At 63.0% G+C, this 16,160-nt stretch carries 15 protein-coding genes; 4 read left to right on the top strand and 11 right to left on the bottom strand.

The features are described from left to right. Position 1: 1 nt before the first annotated feature. From ACK8OE_RS12725 to ACK8OE_RS12705, 5 genes are all read right to left on the bottom strand, one after another. The gene (locus ACK8OE_RS12725) at positions 2–730 is read right to left on the bottom strand and encodes a sulfite exporter TauE/SafE family protein (protein WP_410272819.1); all 729 of its coding nucleotides are present in this window, start codon (positions 728–730) and stop codon (positions 2–4) included. A 157-nt stretch (positions 731–887) separates the two neighbouring features. Then, on the bottom strand, positions 888–1,079 hold the full coding sequence (locus ACK8OE_RS12720) for a hypothetical protein (protein WP_410272818.1): 192 nt from the start codon (positions 1,077–1,079) through the stop codon (positions 888–890). Between the two features lie 160 nt (positions 1,080–1,239). Continuing rightward, positions 1,240–2,019, bottom strand: a complete 780-nt coding sequence (locus tag ACK8OE_RS12715; RefSeq protein ID WP_410272817.1) for a helix-turn-helix domain-containing protein — start codon at positions 2,017–2,019, stop codon at positions 1,240–1,242. A 130-nt stretch (positions 2,020–2,149) separates the two neighbouring features. After that, on the bottom strand, positions 2,150–2,986 hold the full coding sequence (locus tag ACK8OE_RS12710; protein WP_290798869.1) for a neutral zinc metallopeptidase: 837 nt from the start codon (positions 2,984–2,986) through the stop codon (positions 2,150–2,152). Between the two features lie 73 nt (positions 2,987–3,059). Then, on the bottom strand, positions 3,060–3,743 hold the full coding sequence (locus ACK8OE_RS12705) for a TetR/AcrR family transcriptional regulator (protein ID WP_290798866.1): 684 nt from the start codon (positions 3,741–3,743) through the stop codon (positions 3,060–3,062). Positions 3,744–3,829: 86 nt separating this feature from the next. Between ACK8OE_RS12705 and ACK8OE_RS12700 the strand changes: the two genes are divergently transcribed. Both ACK8OE_RS12700 and ACK8OE_RS12695 read left to right on the top strand, forming a co-directional pair. Then, positions 3,830–4,981 carry an efflux RND transporter periplasmic adaptor subunit gene (locus ACK8OE_RS12700; protein ID WP_410272816.1) on the top strand — a complete coding sequence of 384 codons (1,152 nt, stop codon included), beginning with the start codon at positions 3,830–3,832 and terminating at the stop codon, positions 4,979–4,981. Next, the gene (locus ACK8OE_RS12695; RefSeq protein WP_410272815.1) at positions 4,981–8,469 is read left to right on the top strand and encodes an efflux RND transporter permease subunit; all 3,489 of its coding nucleotides are present in this window, start codon (positions 4,981–4,983) and stop codon (positions 8,467–8,469) included. Before ACK8OE_RS12700 ends, ACK8OE_RS12695 begins: the two co-directional genes overlap by 1 nt. A 38-nt stretch (positions 8,470–8,507) precedes the next feature. Here ACK8OE_RS12695 and aroB read toward each other — a convergent pair whose 3' ends face one another. Both aroB and ACK8OE_RS12685 read right to left on the bottom strand, forming a co-directional pair. After that, positions 8,508–9,620 (bottom strand): 3-dehydroquinate synthase, encoded by a 1,113-nt coding sequence (gene aroB / locus ACK8OE_RS12690; RefSeq protein ID WP_410272814.1) that lies wholly within the window; start codon positions 9,618–9,620, stop codon positions 8,508–8,510. Further along, positions 9,620–10,180: a shikimate kinase gene (locus ACK8OE_RS12685; RefSeq protein ID WP_410272813.1), complete on the bottom strand. Its 561-nt coding sequence runs from the start codon at positions 10,178–10,180 to the stop codon at positions 9,620–9,622. Before ACK8OE_RS12685 ends, aroB begins: the two co-directional genes overlap by 1 nt. A 151-nt stretch (positions 10,181–10,331) precedes the next feature. Between ACK8OE_RS12685 and ACK8OE_RS12680 the strand changes: the two genes are divergently transcribed. Continuing rightward, positions 10,332–11,246 (top strand): tyrosine recombinase, encoded by a 915-nt coding sequence (locus tag ACK8OE_RS12680; protein WP_410272812.1) that lies wholly within the window; start codon positions 10,332–10,334, stop codon positions 11,244–11,246. A gap of 94 nt (positions 11,247–11,340) precedes the next feature. After that, positions 11,341–12,300, top strand: coding sequence for an acetyl-CoA carboxylase carboxyltransferase subunit alpha (locus ACK8OE_RS12675; protein ID WP_298331199.1), 960 nt, complete (start codon positions 11,341–11,343; stop codon positions 12,298–12,300). Here ACK8OE_RS12675 and ACK8OE_RS12670 read toward each other — a convergent pair. From ACK8OE_RS12670 to ACK8OE_RS12655, 4 genes are all read right to left on the bottom strand, one after another. Continuing rightward, on the bottom strand, positions 12,297–12,863 hold the full coding sequence (locus ACK8OE_RS12670) for a hypothetical protein (protein ID WP_410272811.1): 567 nt from the start codon (positions 12,861–12,863) through the stop codon (positions 12,297–12,299). The genes ACK8OE_RS12675 and ACK8OE_RS12670 overlap by 4 nt on opposite strands. 29 nt (positions 12,864–12,892) lie before the next feature. Further along, on the bottom strand, positions 12,893–13,081 hold the full coding sequence (locus ACK8OE_RS12665) for a hypothetical protein (RefSeq protein ID WP_410272810.1): 189 nt from the start codon (positions 13,079–13,081) through the stop codon (positions 12,893–12,895). Between the two features lie 71 nt (positions 13,082–13,152). Next, a complete protein-coding gene (locus ACK8OE_RS12660; protein ID WP_410272809.1) occupies positions 13,153–13,629 on the bottom strand; it encodes a DUF6702 family protein in 477 nt (158 codons plus the stop codon). Beyond that, on the bottom strand, positions 13,626–16,019 hold the full coding sequence (locus ACK8OE_RS12655) for a M1 family metallopeptidase (protein WP_410272808.1): 2,394 nt from the start codon (positions 16,017–16,019) through the stop codon (positions 13,626–13,628). Before ACK8OE_RS12655 ends, ACK8OE_RS12660 begins: the two co-directional genes overlap by 4 nt. Between the last annotated feature and the right edge of the window lie 141 nt (positions 16,020–16,160).

Here is a 16,160-nt window from a genome sequence, read left to right as displayed (position 1 = left end):
GTCAGAATCGGGCGCTGAGGGCGAAGAGGAGGGCGGCATTGACGCCAAGCGCGGTCAGGCGCAGGGCGTCCTGAAACCACGGCCAGCGTTGCAGGAGGGGCGCGCCGAACAGGCCCAGCGCGCTGAGCGCCGGGACGGTGCCAGCCCCGAAGGCCAGCATCCCCAGCGCGCCGGAGAGGGGATTGCCCGCCGCGGCCACCGCCGTCAGGGCGACGAAGACGAGGCCGCATGGCAGCAGACCCAGACTTAGGCCGAGCGCATAGCGCGCCACCACGCGCGGGCTGTTGTGGCCGGACATCGCCTTGAGACGGCACGGCAGGCGCAGGCCGAGATTCGGGCCCAACCGAAAAGGCAGGCGCAGACCCACCCGCGCCAGAAGCCCTTCGGCCAGCAGATAGAGAAAGGCCGTGGCCACCAGAGCCAGCAGGGCGCGGCGCACCAGCTCCAGCACAGGCGAGGCGGGCAGGAAGAACAGCACGCTCCCGGCGGCGGCCCCCAGCAGGGCATAGGTGGTCAGGCGACCGGCGTGATAGGGTAAGAGCAGGCGCGCCCACCGCGACTGACCCGGCGCAGCCATCTGCATCAGCACAAACGGCCCGCACATGGGCAGGCAGTGGGCGACACTGCCCGTCAGACCGGCCAGGAACAGGCCAAGCCACAGCGGCCCCTGTCCCTCGACAAGGGCGCCGCAGGCCGGGAACAGTCCCGAAAAGACCTCGTGCGCCGTCATATGTGTCTGTCCTGATGGGGGCCGGATGGAATCCGGCCGCCGCCTCGCTGTGGGTGAAAGGCCGTTGGGCGGCCTGTGTGTGTGGGGGTGGTTACCGTTCCGTGCGGACAAAAGCGCCTGAGCCAAATGGCGCGGGGCAATTTGCCGCAAGCCGCTGTTATTTTTGGCGTGTGGGATCGTCCGCCAGGGCCGCCTTCGGTTCCGCCGCGACCAGAGCCGCCGCCAGCGCGATCAGTTCGTCCGTGGACAACACGACGTGCGCCAGCGACCACAGACCGTCGTCGGTCGGCGTGGGTTCCCAGCCCTTGCGTCGCACTGTGCGCAGGGCCTTATCGACGGAGACGGGCATCCGTGCCCTCAACAGGGTCTGGAGAAAAGGGCATAGACATGGACTCACTCCTGAAACAGCCTCAGGGAGTGGTATATGCAGCTCGCGCCGCACGCGCCTTAACGTGCGATAGGGGCCCTATTGATCAAGGCCGTTTGGCGACTTGATATTTGATAAGTGGCTATTCCACTTCCATGCCGCAGCCGCGATCGCCGGGCAGGGGCCACAGCTCCTTGGCGGCCTTGCCCTGCACGTCGCCTCTGGGCGGCTGATGGTTGTCGATCAGGGCATTGGGGCGCGCCAGCTTGCGCAGGCCCGCCGCATTGCCGATGACGACGCGGCTGCCGGTAACGGCGACGCCGTACTTGTCGAGTTGGGCAAAGGCACGCGACAGGCTTTCGGGCGTAAGGTCAAGAAGCGAGGCTAATATGCGCTTTTCGTAGGGCAGTTCGACCGTGTCGCCACCGCCCTGCCGCACCTGCTGGGTCAGGAGATAGTTGGCCAGCCGCTCGGTGCCCGACCGCAGCTTGTGGTTCTTGATGGTTCTGACCAGCCCGCGATAGCAGCCCGACAATTCCTGGGCCACGGCGACGGCAAAACCCGCGTCGTCGCGCATGGCAGCGCGGAACGTCTCGGCGGGCAGCATGACGATCTGGGAGCGGCTTAGGGTGCGCGCCGCCATCAGGGCCGGGGCGTCGAGGACCACGGCGGCCAGAATGAAGGTCGAGATGGGCCGCAGCACGGCCAGCGTGCTTTCCTTATCGTGCCAGTGGCCCTGAAGCTCGACCATGCCGTCGATCAGAATATACAGAAAATCGACCGAATCCGCTTCGTAGATGAGGTTGGCCCCGGCGGGGAAGGTCTGCACCAGCGCGCCGCGCGTGATCTGCGCGAAGGCCTCATCGGAGATGGTCGCCAGCAGTTGCAACTGACGGATACGGTTGGCGTCGCTTTCCCTCATGGCGGTGTCCGGCCCTGCCTCAGTCTGGTTGCCCCTGTGTCAGGCAGCATCCTACAGCCGATTCCGCCAGGTTTGAACCAAAATCGTGCCGTAAGTCGTTGTTTTATCGTATAGTTGAGCGGGGTCGGGCTCAGGCTTTGAAGGTATCGCAGGCCTTGGGATCGCCGGACGCATAACCGGTGCTGAACCAATAGACCCGTTCCTTCGACGTGCCGTGCGTGAAGGAATCCGGCACGACTTCGCCGCCGCTGCGTCGTTGCAAGGTGTCATCGCCGACGGCTGAGGCGGCGTTGAGCGCTTCTTCCAGATCGCCGGCTTCCAGCCAGTGGGCCTGCGCGTCCGAGCGTTTGGCCCACACCCCGGCATAGCAGTCGGCCTGAAGCTCCAGCTTGACCGACAGGGCGTTTGACCCGCGCTCGCTCAGGCGCTGCTGCCTTTGCTGCACCTCGCCGGACAGGCCGGTGATATTTTGCACATGGTGCCCGACCTCATGGCCGATGACGTAGGCCAGGGCAAAGTCACCCGATGCGCCCAGTTGCTGTTCCAGCGTGCGGGCAAAGTCGAGATCGAGATAGACCTTGCGGTCGGCAGGGCAGTAGAAGGGCCCCATGGCCGACTGCCCCACACCGCACCCCGTCTGGGTGCCCTGCGTATAGAGGACAAGAGTCGAGGGCTCATAGCCGCGGATGGCCGAGGCCCACACCTCATTGGCCGAGGTGTGCATGACGTCGGTAAATTCGCAGGCCTTGTCGCCTTCGGGGCAGGCCCCGACTGCGGCCGGACCGGAGGCCTGACCCGACACCTGCGCCGTCTGGCTGAGCAGGGTCTGCGGGTCGATGCCGAAGACGAAATAGCCGATCAGGGCCAGCACGATGGCCCCGATACTGCCGCCCCCGATCAGGGCCCCGCCGCCCAGACCGCGCCGATCCTCAACCCCGCTGCGGCGTCCGCCTTCCCAATCGACCATGATGCCCTGTCCTTGCTATGCTTAACTGAAAGTGTACGCGGCTCTGATAAGAAGACAATACACCTTGGTGGGCTCAACCGGCCTTCAGCAGCCCCAGCACCATGTCGAGATGCGCCTTCGACCATTTGCTCAGATCGTATTGCACGCCGCCGCCAATGATCTGGGTCAGCATGATCATGATGCCCGGCGCGATGACGATGTCTTCGATGCCGGTCAGCCGCTCCAGCGCGTCGGGCGCGAATTCACCGCGCGCCATGCCGTGTCGGATCAGGTCGCGCAGGCTCTCGATTTCACCGCCCACCAGCTCCAGCGCATAGAACTGGCCGATTTCGGGCACGCGGTGGCTCTCCGAAATGATCAGTCTGAGGATGCCCAGCGTATGTTCATCCTGTAGCAGGTTGGCGTAGAAGCGTTCGTGCTCGTGCCGCAACTGGTCCTCGGCGGAGCGTTCGGGGTCCAGTACGAAGTCTGCGCCTTTGATGGGGTCGGTCACATGACGGGCAACCGCCAGAAACAAATCCGTTTTGGTCGGATAATAGACGTAGATCAGCGCCTTGGAGATGCCGGCGCGTTTGGCAATGTCTTCCAGCCGCGTCGCCGCAAACCCATGCTGACAGAATTCGTCACGCGCCGCCTCCAGTATCTGGCCCGGCCGCAGCGCCTTGGCGCGCTCGCGGATGCCCAGCCGCCTAGCGACGGCTTTCAGGCCGCAGGCGCACGGGTCCTCGGCAGGGGCAGTGTGGGGTTTTGGCGGCATTGATTATTTTTAATACGCTGTTCGTTGACTGATTGGTCAATGAAACGATAAGCCTTTACGGATTACAAGTCTTCAGGATATCGCCCATGCGCGCTTTGGCCTCGGCTCCTTATGTTTCCACGGTTTTCAAACGGTCGGCCTCGCGGCTTTTGCTGAGCGGTGTGCTGGCCCTGTCTGTGGCGGCGTGCTCCGGTCAGAAGGGTGAGGCGGAAAAGAAGCCCGCCGAAGGGGCGCTGGTTGAGGCGACGCTGGCTACCGAAGCCGTGGCGCCTCTGGTGATTACCGGCTCCGGTACGGTCGCCGCCTGGCAGGAAGCGCCGATCGGGGCTGAGGTCGGGGGCCTGACCGCCACCGCCGTGCTGGCCGACGAAGGACAGTATGTGCAGCAGGGGCAGCCGCTGCTGAAGATGAACGATGCCGTGCTGCGTGCCCAGCTTCAGCAGGCGCAGGCCGGTATCCAGAGCGCCAGAGCGCAGGCCGTTGAGGCCGAGCGCGCCTACCAGCGCTACAAGGAACTGTTCGACAAGGGCTATGCCTCGCAATCGGCGCTCGATCAGAAGGAGGCCGCCTACAAGACCGCTCAGGCGCAGGTCGCCACTGCCGAGGCGTCTGCGGCGCAGGCCCAGACCCAGCTCAATCAGACGGTGGTGCGCGCCCCGGTATCGGGCCTGATCACCTCACGCACGGCCGTGGCCGGTCAGATTGTATCGCCGGGCACGGAACTGTTCCGCATTGTGCGCGACAACCGCATCGAAATGAATATGGAAGTGGTCGAAACCGAGCTGAGCGCGCTGAAAGCCGGGATGAGCGCCACCGTTACGGGCGAAACGGGTCAGACCGTCACCGGCACGGTGCGGGTTGTGACGCCGGCGGTCAATCAGCAGACGCGTCTGGGCTATGCCCGCATCAGCATCCCCGCCGATGCCGGGTTCAAGCCGGGTCAGTTCGCGCGCGCTTCGATCACGGTCGGCGAACAGCCGGCGGTCCTTATCCCGCAAAAGGCCGTCGTCTATCAGCAGAACCAGCCGGTGGCCTTTGTCGTCGGGGCCAATAACAAGGTCAGCGGCCGCAAGGTGAAGACAGGGGAACGGCGCGGCGACGCCATTGTCATCGCCAGCGGCGTCAGCGCCGGGGAAAAGGTGGTGACCAGCGGGGCGGGCTTCCTGGTCGATGGGGACGCCGTGCGCGTCTCTAGAACGACCACACCGGCCGGGGCTGAAAAGGCCGGGGGCCAGTAATGAACAGCCCCGTCACCCCCCCAAATCGCGGCACCATTTCGTCGTGGTCGATCCGCAACCCCATTCCGACGGTGCTGTTCTTCATCGTCATGACCATTGTCGGCTGGGGCGCGTTTCAGGCCCTGCGCATCAACAACTTTCCGGATATCGACCTGCCGGTGGTGACCGCCACCTATGTGCAGTCGGGGGCGGCCCCGGCGGAACTGGAAACCCAGGTGACGCGCCGCGTCGAAGACGCCGTTTCCGGCATCGGCTCGGTCAAGCACATCACCTCCTACGTCAATGACGGGGTGTCCACGACCGCGATCGAGTTCCAGTTGGGCGTCGATCTCGAAAAGGCGACCAATGATGTGCGCAACGCCGTGGCGCAGATCCGGTCGGACCTGCCCGCTGACGTGCAGGACCCGATCATCCGCCGCGAAGAGGCGTCGGGCGAGGCGCTGATCAACTATATTATCCGTGGCGACGGCCTGAACCCGGAGCAGTTGTCGTGGTTCGTCGATAACGACATTTCCAAAAAAGTCCTTGCCAATAAGGGCGTGGCCAAGCTGACGCGCATCGGCGGGGTGACGCGCGAAATCCGTATCCAGCTCGATCCGGCGCGTCTGGCCGGGCAGGGGATCACGGCGGCCGAGGTGTCGAACCAGTTGCGGGCCACCAATGTCAACCTGCCCGGCGGGCGGCTTGAGGTCGGCGGCTCTGAGCAGTCGATCCGCACGCTCGGCAATGCCGGTTCGGTCGATGCCCTGCGCGAAACGCGCATCGCCCTGTCGAACGGCGGCTCGGTGCGTCTGGGCGATCTGGGGCAGGTGATCGACACCTGGGGCGAACCGCGTGAACGCGCGCGCTTCAATGGCAATGAGGTGGTGGGCTTCGCCGTCTATCGCTCCATCGGCTCGTCCGAAGTCGATGTGGCCGACTCGGTGCGCGCCTCGATGGACGCCATCCGCAAGGCGCATCCGAACATGGTCATCGAAGAGGTCACGGCCTCGGTCGATTGGGTCAAGGAAAGCTATCTGGCCTCGATGGAAACCCTGCTGATCGGCGCGGCGCTGGCCGTGTTCGTGGTGTGGCTGTTCCTGCGCGACCTGCGGGCGACCTTCGTTTCGGCCGTGGCCATGCCCATGTCGCTGCTGCCGACCTTCTTCGTCATGTATGTGATCAACGACTCCTTCAACATCGTGTCGCTGCTGGCCCTGTCGCTGACCATCGGCATTCTGGTCGATGACGCCATCGTGGAAATCGAGAACATCGTCAGACACATACGCGACGGCAAAAAGCCCTATGACGCCGCTATTGAGGCCGCCGACGAAATTGGTCTGGCCGTGGTGGCGACGACGGCAACGATCATCGCCGTGTTCGCCCCGGTGGGCTTCATGCCGGGCATTGTGGGGCAGTTTTTCAAGAGCTTCGCGGTGGCGGCCTGCGTCTCGGTCTTCTTCTCGCTGGTGGTGGCGCGCACCCTGACCCCACTGATGGGGGCCTATCTGATGCGCGCCAATCCGGCCAAGGAGCACGACGACCCGTTCTGGATGAAAGGCTATCTGAGCAGTCTGAGGTGGGGGCTGGAGAGCCCCTTCTACTGGCGCACGCTTTTGTGGACGCTGGGGATCACGGTCGGCGGTGTGCTGCTTTTGATTGGCGCGGCGGAGTTTGTCGGCAAGGGGGCGGGTCTGATGACCGGCATCGTCGGGCTGGGCGTGCTGGTGGTCGGTCTGGGGCTGGGCCTTATCAGCGGCCGTGCCGAGGTGCATGCGCGCTGGCCGCTGGGTCTGATGTTGCTGGGCTTTGCGGCGCTGGCCCTGTTCATGCTGGCCGGACCGTTTATGCCGCCTCCGCCGTCTGCGCCCGCCGCACCGCCCAAGGGTGTGGGGGCCTTTATCGGCGCCGGGATCGGCTTTGCCATATTCGCGGCCCTGGCCTATGGCGTGTGGACGCTTCTGCGCAAACACGGCGGCGACGCCATGAAGATGCGCTGGGGCATTCTGATGGCCGGTATCGGCTTCTTCGTCCTGTCGATCTTTATTTCGAGCAAGCTGCCGGGCGAGTTCATCCCGGTCGGTGACAATGGCCGTTCCTTCCTGTCCATCGAAATGCCGCCGGGTACGCGGCTGGATGAAACCGACGCCGTGGTCATCTCGGTCATGGAAGAGCTGAAAAAGCGTCCGGAGGTCAAGAGCGCCTTTGCCTCGGTCGATCTGCGCAAGGCCAACCTGACCATCAACCTGATCCCGCGCCATGAGCGTAAGCTGACGCAGCAGCAGTTTGAGTCCGACTTCAACACCTTCGTGTCGCGCTATCCGGGCGTGCGCGCCTCGTTCGGGCAGGAAGGCGGCGGGGGCGGCGTCATCTCCTTCACCCTGGCGTCTGACGACCCGGTGGCGCTGGAGCGCGCATCGCGTGAACTGGAGCGCCAGATGCGCGGCCTGTCCAGCCTGCGTAACGTCTTCTCGGCCTCCAACCTGTCGCGGCCCGAAGTGCTGGTGACGCCAAAGCCGGATCAGGCGGCGTTGATGGGCGTGTCGTCGCAGGCCATCTCTCAGGCGGCGCGCGTGGCCACCGTGGGCGACTTCGACCAGATTCTCGCCAAGTACAATATCGGTGACCGTCAGGTGCCGATCCGCGTCCTGATGGATACGCAGGCGCGCACCGCTGTGGAGACGCTGGCGGAACTGAAGGTGCCGACCAATTCAGGCGTGCCTGTGCCGCTGGAGGCGGTGGCGGACGTGCGCTTCGGCTCCGGTCCGATCCAGATCACGCGCATCGACCGGTCGCGCACCGCGACGGTGAAGGCCAACCTGCCCGAAGGCGTGCCTGCGGGTATCGCTCAGGACGCCGTGCGCAACCTGCCGATCATGAAGAACCTGCCCGCGGGCGTGCAGGAACTGGTCACCGGTGATCAGGAAAGTCAGGCCGAAATGGCCACCGGCTTCATGGTGGCCATCGGCACGGGTATCATGCTGATGTATGTGGTGCTGGTGCTTCTGTTCCGCAGCTTCACCATCCCCATCACCATCCTGACGGCCCTACCGCTAAGCTTTGGCGGGGCCTTCTTCCTGCTGCTGATCACCGGTAAATCGCTGTCCATGCCCGCCCTGATCGGCCTGATCATGCTGACCGGCATTGCGGCCAAGAACTCGATCCTGCTGGTCGAATACGCGCTGGAGGCCATCAATCGCGGGATGCCGCGCATGGACGCCCTGATGGACGCGGCGCATAAGCGGGCGCGGCCGATCCTGATGACCACCGTGGCCATGGGGGCGGGTATGTTGCCCATCGCCGTGGGCTGGGGGGCCGACGTGGCCTTCCGCGCGCCTATGGCCATTGCGGTTATTGGCGGGCTGATTACGTCCACGCTTCTGTCGCTGCTGTTCGTGCCGGTGGCCTATACGCTGGTCGATGACTTCGCGCAGTTTCTGGGGCGTCATACGAAGAAATATTTCCGCGCCCAGAAGGAAAGCGATCCGGAAACCGTGGCGGGGGAATAGACCTCATTTCTCCTCCCCCGCTTCGCAGGGGAGGAGGGTTAGGCGCTGGCCCCGTCGGCGATCAGGAAGTCGCGGATCGAGTCGGCGGACACATCCCTGGCCACAAAGGCCTCACCGATCCCCTTGACCAGCACAAAGACCAGCTTGCCGCCCTCGGCCTTCTTGTCGTGGCCCATATGGCGGATCAGGGTGTCGGTGTCGAAGGCCGCGTTGCGAATCTGCGTCATCTGCGTGGGCAGGCCCGCCTTGGCAATGGCCGCCACGGCGCGGTCGGCATCGGCCTGAGAACACAGACCCACGCGCGCCGAATAGCGGAAGGCCATGCCCATGCCGATGGCCACGGCTTCGCCATGCAGCAGGGTGTCGCCAAAGCCCAGTTCGGCCTCCAGCGCGTGACCAAAGGTGTGCCCCAGATTGAGCAGGGCCCGTTGCCCGCCCTCGCGTTCATCGGCGGCGACGATTTCGGCCTTCATCTCTACCGAGCGGGCGACGGCGCGCTCAATGGCCGCCGGCTCCAGCGACAGCACGGCCTGATCATTCGCCTCCAGCCACTCGAAAAACGCCTTGTCGCCCAGCAGGCCGTACTTGATCACCTCGGCATAGCCGCAGCGGATTTCGCGCGCCGGCAGGGTGGCCAGCACGTCGAGATCGCACAGGACCAGACGCGGCTGATGGAAGGCCCCGATCAGGTTCTTGCCCTTCGGGTGGTCAATGGCCGTCTTGCCGCCGACGCTGGAATCGACCTGCGCCAGTACGGTGGTGGGGATCTGCACGAAGTCGATACCGCGCATATAGATGGCGGCCGCAAAGCCGGTCAGGTCGCCGATAACGCCCCCACCCAGCGCGATGATCACGTCCTTGCGGTCCAGCCCCGCCTCGACCAGACCGTCGGTCAGGGCCTTAAGCCCCTCCCACGATTTGGTTTCTTCGCCTGCGGGCAGGGTGAGGATCTGCGCGGCAATGCCTTCGGCCTCCAGCACCTCTTTGAGGCGCACCGCGTGCAGCGGCCCCACATGGCTGTCGGTGACGATCAGGGTGCGGCGGTTTTTCAGGAAGGGGAGGACGCGACGACCGGCCGAGGCGATCAGGCCGGTGCCGACCTCGACCTCATAGGGGCGGAAATCGCCGCCGGAGACAGGAAGTGTGGGCATTAGTTCGATTCCAGAAAGGTTTTCAGTGCACCGATGACCAGCTCGACGCTCTTGCCGTGCGACTGATCGCCGGTATCGACCGTGATGTCGGCCCTGGCGTAGAAGGGATAGCGTTTCGCCTCGTGCTCGCGCAGGACCTCCATCGGGTCGCGGTCGCGCAGCAGCGGGCGATGATTGCGGTTGGCGACGCGCCGCGCGATGACGCGCAGATCGGTCTTCAGCCACACGGTGACGGCCTTTTGCTTGATGATGTCGTGGGTGGCGGGCTGCACGAAGGCCCCGCCGCCGGTCGCCAGTATCTGCGGCCCGTCGTCGAGCAGACGCGAAATCACCTTCTGCTCGCCGTCGCGAAAGCCCGCCTCGCCAAAGGCGGCAAAGATGTCGGAGACGCTGAGGCCCGCGGCCTTTTCGATCTCTTCGTCGGCATCACGGAAGGGCACGGCCAGGGCTTCGGCCAGCCGACGGCCCACTGTGGTCTTGCCCACACCCATCAGCCCCACCAGCGCCACCGGGCGCGGCAGGATCAGACGCGGTTCAGTCGGTTTCGAGGTCTCAGGCACGACGCGCGCGCCCCGTGCGCGGAAAAACGATATGCATGCAGGTGCTTTACACGATGTTGGCCCGATTTAGCCAGTCATAAACCAAATTGCTTTGATAGTGCCCCAGATCGTTCCAAGGACGGTTAATCGTCCCCGTTTCGAAAGCCAGACCATGCGTCCCGATCCGCTCACCGCTTTTTTTGAGATGCTCAGCGTCGAACGCAATGCCTCACCGCGCACGCGTGAGGCCTATGGTCAGGACCTGCTCGATTTGCGTAATCATGCGAACGTCGATGCCGACGGGCTTTTGACGCTCGGCGAAAGCGATATTGCCGGGTTTTTTGCGGCGCTCGATGCGCGCGGACTGGCCTCATCGACGCTTCAGCGTAAGCGCGCCGCCGTGCGGCAATTCTATCGCTTCTGCGTGCGCGAAGGGCTGAGCGACACCGACCCCAGCCGCAAGATCGCCGCCGCCAGAAAAGGCCGGCCCCTGCCCAAAATCCTCAGCCGCCAAGAGGTGGACGCCCTGATCGCCGCTGCCGACGCGAAGGACGCGCATCAGGCCATCCGCCTGCAATGCCTGATCGAGATCGCCTATGCCTCAGGGATGCGGGTGTCGGAGATCGTCGCCCTGCGCCTTGATGCCGTACAAAAAGACCCGGCCTATCTGATCGTCAAGGGCAAGGGGGGCACTGAGCGGCTGGTGCCGCTCAATCCGTCGGCGCGCGCGGCGATTAAAGACTATCTCGACATCCGACCGTTGTTTCTGGGGGCGAAAGACAAGGCTAACCCCTATCTTTTCTGCTCACGCGGAGCCGAAGGGCACCTGACGCGCCGCCGGGTGGGGCAGTTGCTGGACGAGGCGGCGCTTGAGGCCGGGATCGACCCGGCGCGCGTCTCACCGCACGTCCTGCGTCATGCCTTTGCCACCCACCTGCTCGAAGGCGGGGCCGACCTGCGCGTCGTGCAAACGCTTCTGGGGCACGCCGACATTTCGACGACGCAGGTCTATACCCATGTGGCGACCGAACGGCTGAAAGAGGTGGTTGAAACGCATCACCCCCTGTCGAAACGCCGCACTGGGTAAGCGATTCCTGAGCCCTTGTCCCTTTGGGCATATTGCTCCTCGCCGCGACTTGGGCTAAACGCCAAGGTTTGTAACGGAACCTGAGTCCCGGAAGATCATGCGCCATTATCTCGAATTCGAACGTCCGATCGCCGATCTGGAAGCCAAGATCGAGGAATTATCGGCCCTGTCGTCTTCGGGAGGGGCTAATCTCGACACCGAAATCCGCGCCCTGCGTGAGCGCACCCAGGTACTGATCAAGGAAACCTACGACCGCCTTGAGCCGTGGCAAAAGACCATGGTCGCCCGCCACCCGGAGCGTCCGCATCTGGTCGATTATCTGAGCGGCCTGATCGAAGACTTTGTGGAACTGCGCGGTGACCGCAAATTCGGCGACGATCAGGCGATTGTCGGCGGCCTGGGGCGTTTTCGCGGGCGCTCTGTGGTCGTGATGGGCCATGAAAAGGGCCACGACACCAATTCGCGCCTGCGCCACAATTTCGGCATGGCGCGCCCGGAAGGCTACCGCAAGGCGGTGCGCCTGATGGATATGGCCGAACAGTACGGCCTGCCGGTGATCACCTTTGTCGATACGGCCGGGGCCTATCCGGGCATCGGGGCCGAGGAACGCGGTCAGGCCGAGGCCATTGCGCGTTCGACCGAGCGCGGCCTGACGCTGAAGGTGCCGTTTGTCGCCACCGTCACCGGCGAGGGCGGGTCGGGCGGGGCGATTGCGTTGGCGGCTGCCAACCGCGTGCTGATCCTTGAACACTCGATCTATTCGGTCATCTCGCCGGAAGGCGCGGCCTCGATCCTGTGGCGCGACGGTTCGCGCGCCAAGGACGCCGCCGATCAGATGAAGATCACCGCCACCGACCTGCTGAAACTGGGGATCGTCGATCGCATCATCGAAGAACCCGCCGGCGGCGCGCACGCCGACAAGGACGCGGCGATCAAAAAGGTCGGCGATGTGGTGGAATCCGAGCTTCAGGCGCTGGATTATCTGTCGCCGGATCAGCTTGTGGCCCAGCGCGCCGAACGCTTCTACAAGATCGGCCAGACGGGGCTGGTTTAAGTCAGATCCTTATCCGGAACCCGGAAAACACCCCGAATACAGTCGGAGTTCCGGACACAAATTTGAATGTGTGTCTTCGTATTGAAAGCTGAGGTTTCGTAAGCCGCCTCGCCTTCAAGAAATGCGCCCTTTACCGTATCGAAAGCCTGAAGATTTTCTTTTTCTCTGGCATCGTGGAGGAGGTTCACGACGGCGCAATCGAGATTATGCCGTTTACGTTTGGTGTCATTGCGTGGCATTTGGGCGCCGCCCAGCAAGTCCAAAAGCTCGTACAAGGATTTCAAGCGCTCATAAGCGCTTTGTATCTGTAAAATGCCACCGGACGTGGTGAGGTCCAGACAAAATCTAAGGTCTATTACCGCACCAATTACGGCTGGATGTTTTATATGCGAGTTTGGGCGTGCAGATGTTTCCTGTGCCCATGCTAAACCCCGTTTAGGGTTTGCCTCCCAGAAATAAATGCCGTGCCCCAACCAGTCGTAATCGTTTTGGCTGGTTCGGAAAGGTTGCCCGTTTAACAGACCGTCTGCCACGGCTTGATCGCAGCCATGGTAGGCAAGCACGAATGAGGCGCTAAGTCTGTGCAATAGGCTTATTTCTTATATTTACTGCTCAGCTTGCCTGATTTGGTCAGGATGCCAATTCGCTGCAAAGTCGCCAGCGCTGCCGCTTTGGAACGTGTCGCTTTTTTTCCGTAGGCCTCAGAAGCCTTCAGAAATTGCTCTAGATCATCCTTTTCAGAAACGGGATGCGTTTTGTGGGCTTGGCGGGCGACTGACATAGCGGCACTCTGTCTGCGTTCGATTGTAAATTACAATAGAATGCCGCTTATGTACAGGTGGGGGACAAATACTAAAACTCCACCGTCTTCGGCGCATCGCCCTTGGCGAAGGTCAGGCTTCTGGTCACGCCGTTGAGTCGCACATTGACCAGTCCCACGCCGGTTTTGCGCGAGTTCGGCAACAGGCCATAGGCAACGATCACGCTCTTGGGCACGTGGTCCAGCTTGCCCTTGAAGGTGAATTGCAGGTCGTCGCCCCAGGCTTCGTAGGCAAAAAAGTCGAACCTCTGACCATTGATCGTGAAGGCGTCGCGCAGGTGGGCTTCCAGCGCCTTAAGGGCGTCGGGATCATCTACGGAAGGCTGCGCGTCGGGGGCCAGTTCGACCAGCTCCGGCTCGCTGTCGTGCGCCGACAGGGTATGGATCACCGTCACCGTGCCGTCAGCGGCGATTTCGACCACACTCAGCGTATGATGGCCGCGATGCGCCAGCGTCGGAGAGGCGAGCATCAGGGCCACCCCTCCGAGCAGGAAACCGCGTCGGATCACTTCTTGTCCGCCTTTTTGGGCTGGGTTTTCAGGCTGTCCGGCGTGACGACCAGATCGTCGTCCTTCATACGATTGGGGCCGTCTTCGCCTTCGCGGACCTCAAAGCGTTGCTCGTCGATCTTGCGCGGGAAGGCGTTGTTGGAGACGTCGGCGTCCGCCGTTTCCCACAGCGGGTCGATGACCGCCTGTTTCAGCGTCTTCAGCGTCGCGTGCTGCCACGTGACCTGCGCTGGATTATAGCGCCAGACCTCGGCCGGGATGCGCACGGTTTCGGAGGTGCCGTCGGTGTAATCCATCTTGAGGATCACCGGCATGACCAGCCCACCCTTGTTGCGGAAGGTGAAGTTGTAGAAGTTGTCCTTCACCGCCAGCGCTTCTTTCAGGTCCGGGTCGATGTCCTTTTGCAGGTCGGCATACTTCTTCTTCTCCTTGACGGTGGGTTCCCACTTGTCATCGGTATTGTAGTAATCAACCGTGGCCGGATCGGTCTCAACGACCGTCTTGCCGGTATTGCGCGCGGCGGTCAGCGAGTCGGGCTGCGCGTCGTCCTGCACCTTTTCCCAGGCCTTTTCGACGACCGGATCGCGCGTGTTGAGGCGGGCCTTCTTCACATCGGCCAGCTCGATATCCACGTGGTCGGTCGAATAGAACCAGCCGCGCCAGAACCAGTCGAGGTCGGTGCCCGATGCCTCTTCCATGGTGCGGAAGAAGTCGTAAGGGGTCGGGCGCTTGAACTGCCAGCGGCGCGAATACTCCTTGAAGGCAAAATCGAACTTTTCGCGCCCCAGCACGGTTTCACGCAGGATGGTCAGCGCCGCCGCCGGCTTGCCATAGGCGTTGTTGCCGAATTGCGGGATCGATTCCGAATTGGTCATGATCGGCACCTGATTTTCGCTCAGCATGTACTCGACCATCGACTTGGGCTCACCGCGGCGGGTGGGGTAGTCCTTGTCCCATGCCTTTTCGGCCTGAAACTGGAGGAAGGAGTTGATGCCTTCGTCCATCCACGTCCATTGACGCTCGTCGGAATTGACCGTCATCGGGAACCAGATATGGCCGATCTCGTGGATAACCACGCCGATCAGGCCGTATTTGGCGCGTTCCGTATAGGTCAGCTCCCCCGTCTTCTTGTCCTTCACCGGGCGCGGGCCGTTAAAGGTGATCATCGGATATTCCATGCCGCCGACCGGCCCGTTGACCGACTGCGCCGTCGGGTAGGGGTAGGCGAAGGCGAACTTGCCATAGACGTTCAGCGTGTGGGCGATCGACTTGGTCGAATAGGCGTCCCACAGCGGGCGCGCCTCCTTCGGGAAGAAGGACATGGCCATAACGGTCGGGTGCGCTGGGTCGGCATTTTTTACGCCCATGGCGTCCCAGATGAATTTGCGCGACGAGCCGAAGGCAAAATCGCGCACATTGTCGGCCTTGAACTTCCACGTCTTGGTGCCCGTGGCCTTGCCTTTTTCGGCGGCTGCGGCCTCATCGGGTGTCACGACATAGACCGGGGACGTGGCCGTCTTCGCTTCCGTGAAGCGCTTTTGCTGCGCGGCGGTCAGGACCTCGCCGGGGTTAAGCAGTTCGCCGGTGGCTGAGACAACGTGATCGGCAGGGACGGTCAGCTCAACCTCATAGTCGCCGAATTCCAGCGTGAATTCGCCCGAGCCGATAAAGGCCTTGTTGTGCCAGCCTTCATAGTCCGAATAGACGGCCAGACGCGGGAACCACTGCGCCCCCAGAAAGATGCAGTTGCCGTCTTCGCCCGGCTTGGTGAAGCATTCATAGCCCGAACGGCCGCCAACCACGCGGGTTTCGGGCAGGGGCACGCTCCACGCCACGGTAAAGGTCAGGCTTTCGCCCGACTTCAGCGGCTGCGCCAGATCAATACGCATCAGGGTGTCGTTGAGCGTGAAGGGCAGGGCGCTGCCGTCGGCGGCGGTGACCTTGAGGTCGTTAAAGCCGCCTTCCCACACCTGCATCCGCTTGACGCGACGCACTTCGCCCACTGAAATCTCTTTCGACGGCGACACGGTGTCGGTCAGTTGCGCGATCGAATCGCGCTTGTAATTGTTCTGATCGAGCATCAGCCACAGATAGCGCAGCGTATCGGGCGAGTTGTTCTTGTAGGTGACGGTCTGAGTCGCCGTCAGGGTGCGCGTCGCCTCGTTCAGTGAGGCCTTGATGCGGTAATCGACCTTCTGCTGCCAGTAGCGATAGCCCGGCTCACCGGCGGCGTTGCGGTAGTCGGTGGGCGTCGGCCACTCTTCGCCTTCCAACTGACGGAACTTGTCCTCAAAACGGCCCTTGGTCTGTTCGACCGGATCGGCCAGAGCGACGGAGGTGACGGCCGGCAAGGCCAGAACACACGAAGCGAGCAGCAGCTTTTTAAACACGGATGACCCCAGCGAAAACGATGTGCGGACGGGTGAACGGTTTTCCGCATCCCCAATGCCGCAAAAAAGTCTTTATACGTTCCTTTTGAAACGAATTTTGCCGGACGCGCAAGACCTAAGCGCCGCCCCTGTGCGCAAAGC

It is taken from the genome of Asticcacaulis sp. W401b, from assembly GCF_046503825.1.
In the GTDB taxonomy this organism is placed as follows: Bacteria; Pseudomonadota; Alphaproteobacteria; order Caulobacterales; family Caulobacteraceae; genus Asticcacaulis.
The sequence above is the reverse complement of the archived record's forward strand: the minus strand, read 5'-3'. Positions and strand labels throughout refer to the sequence as shown.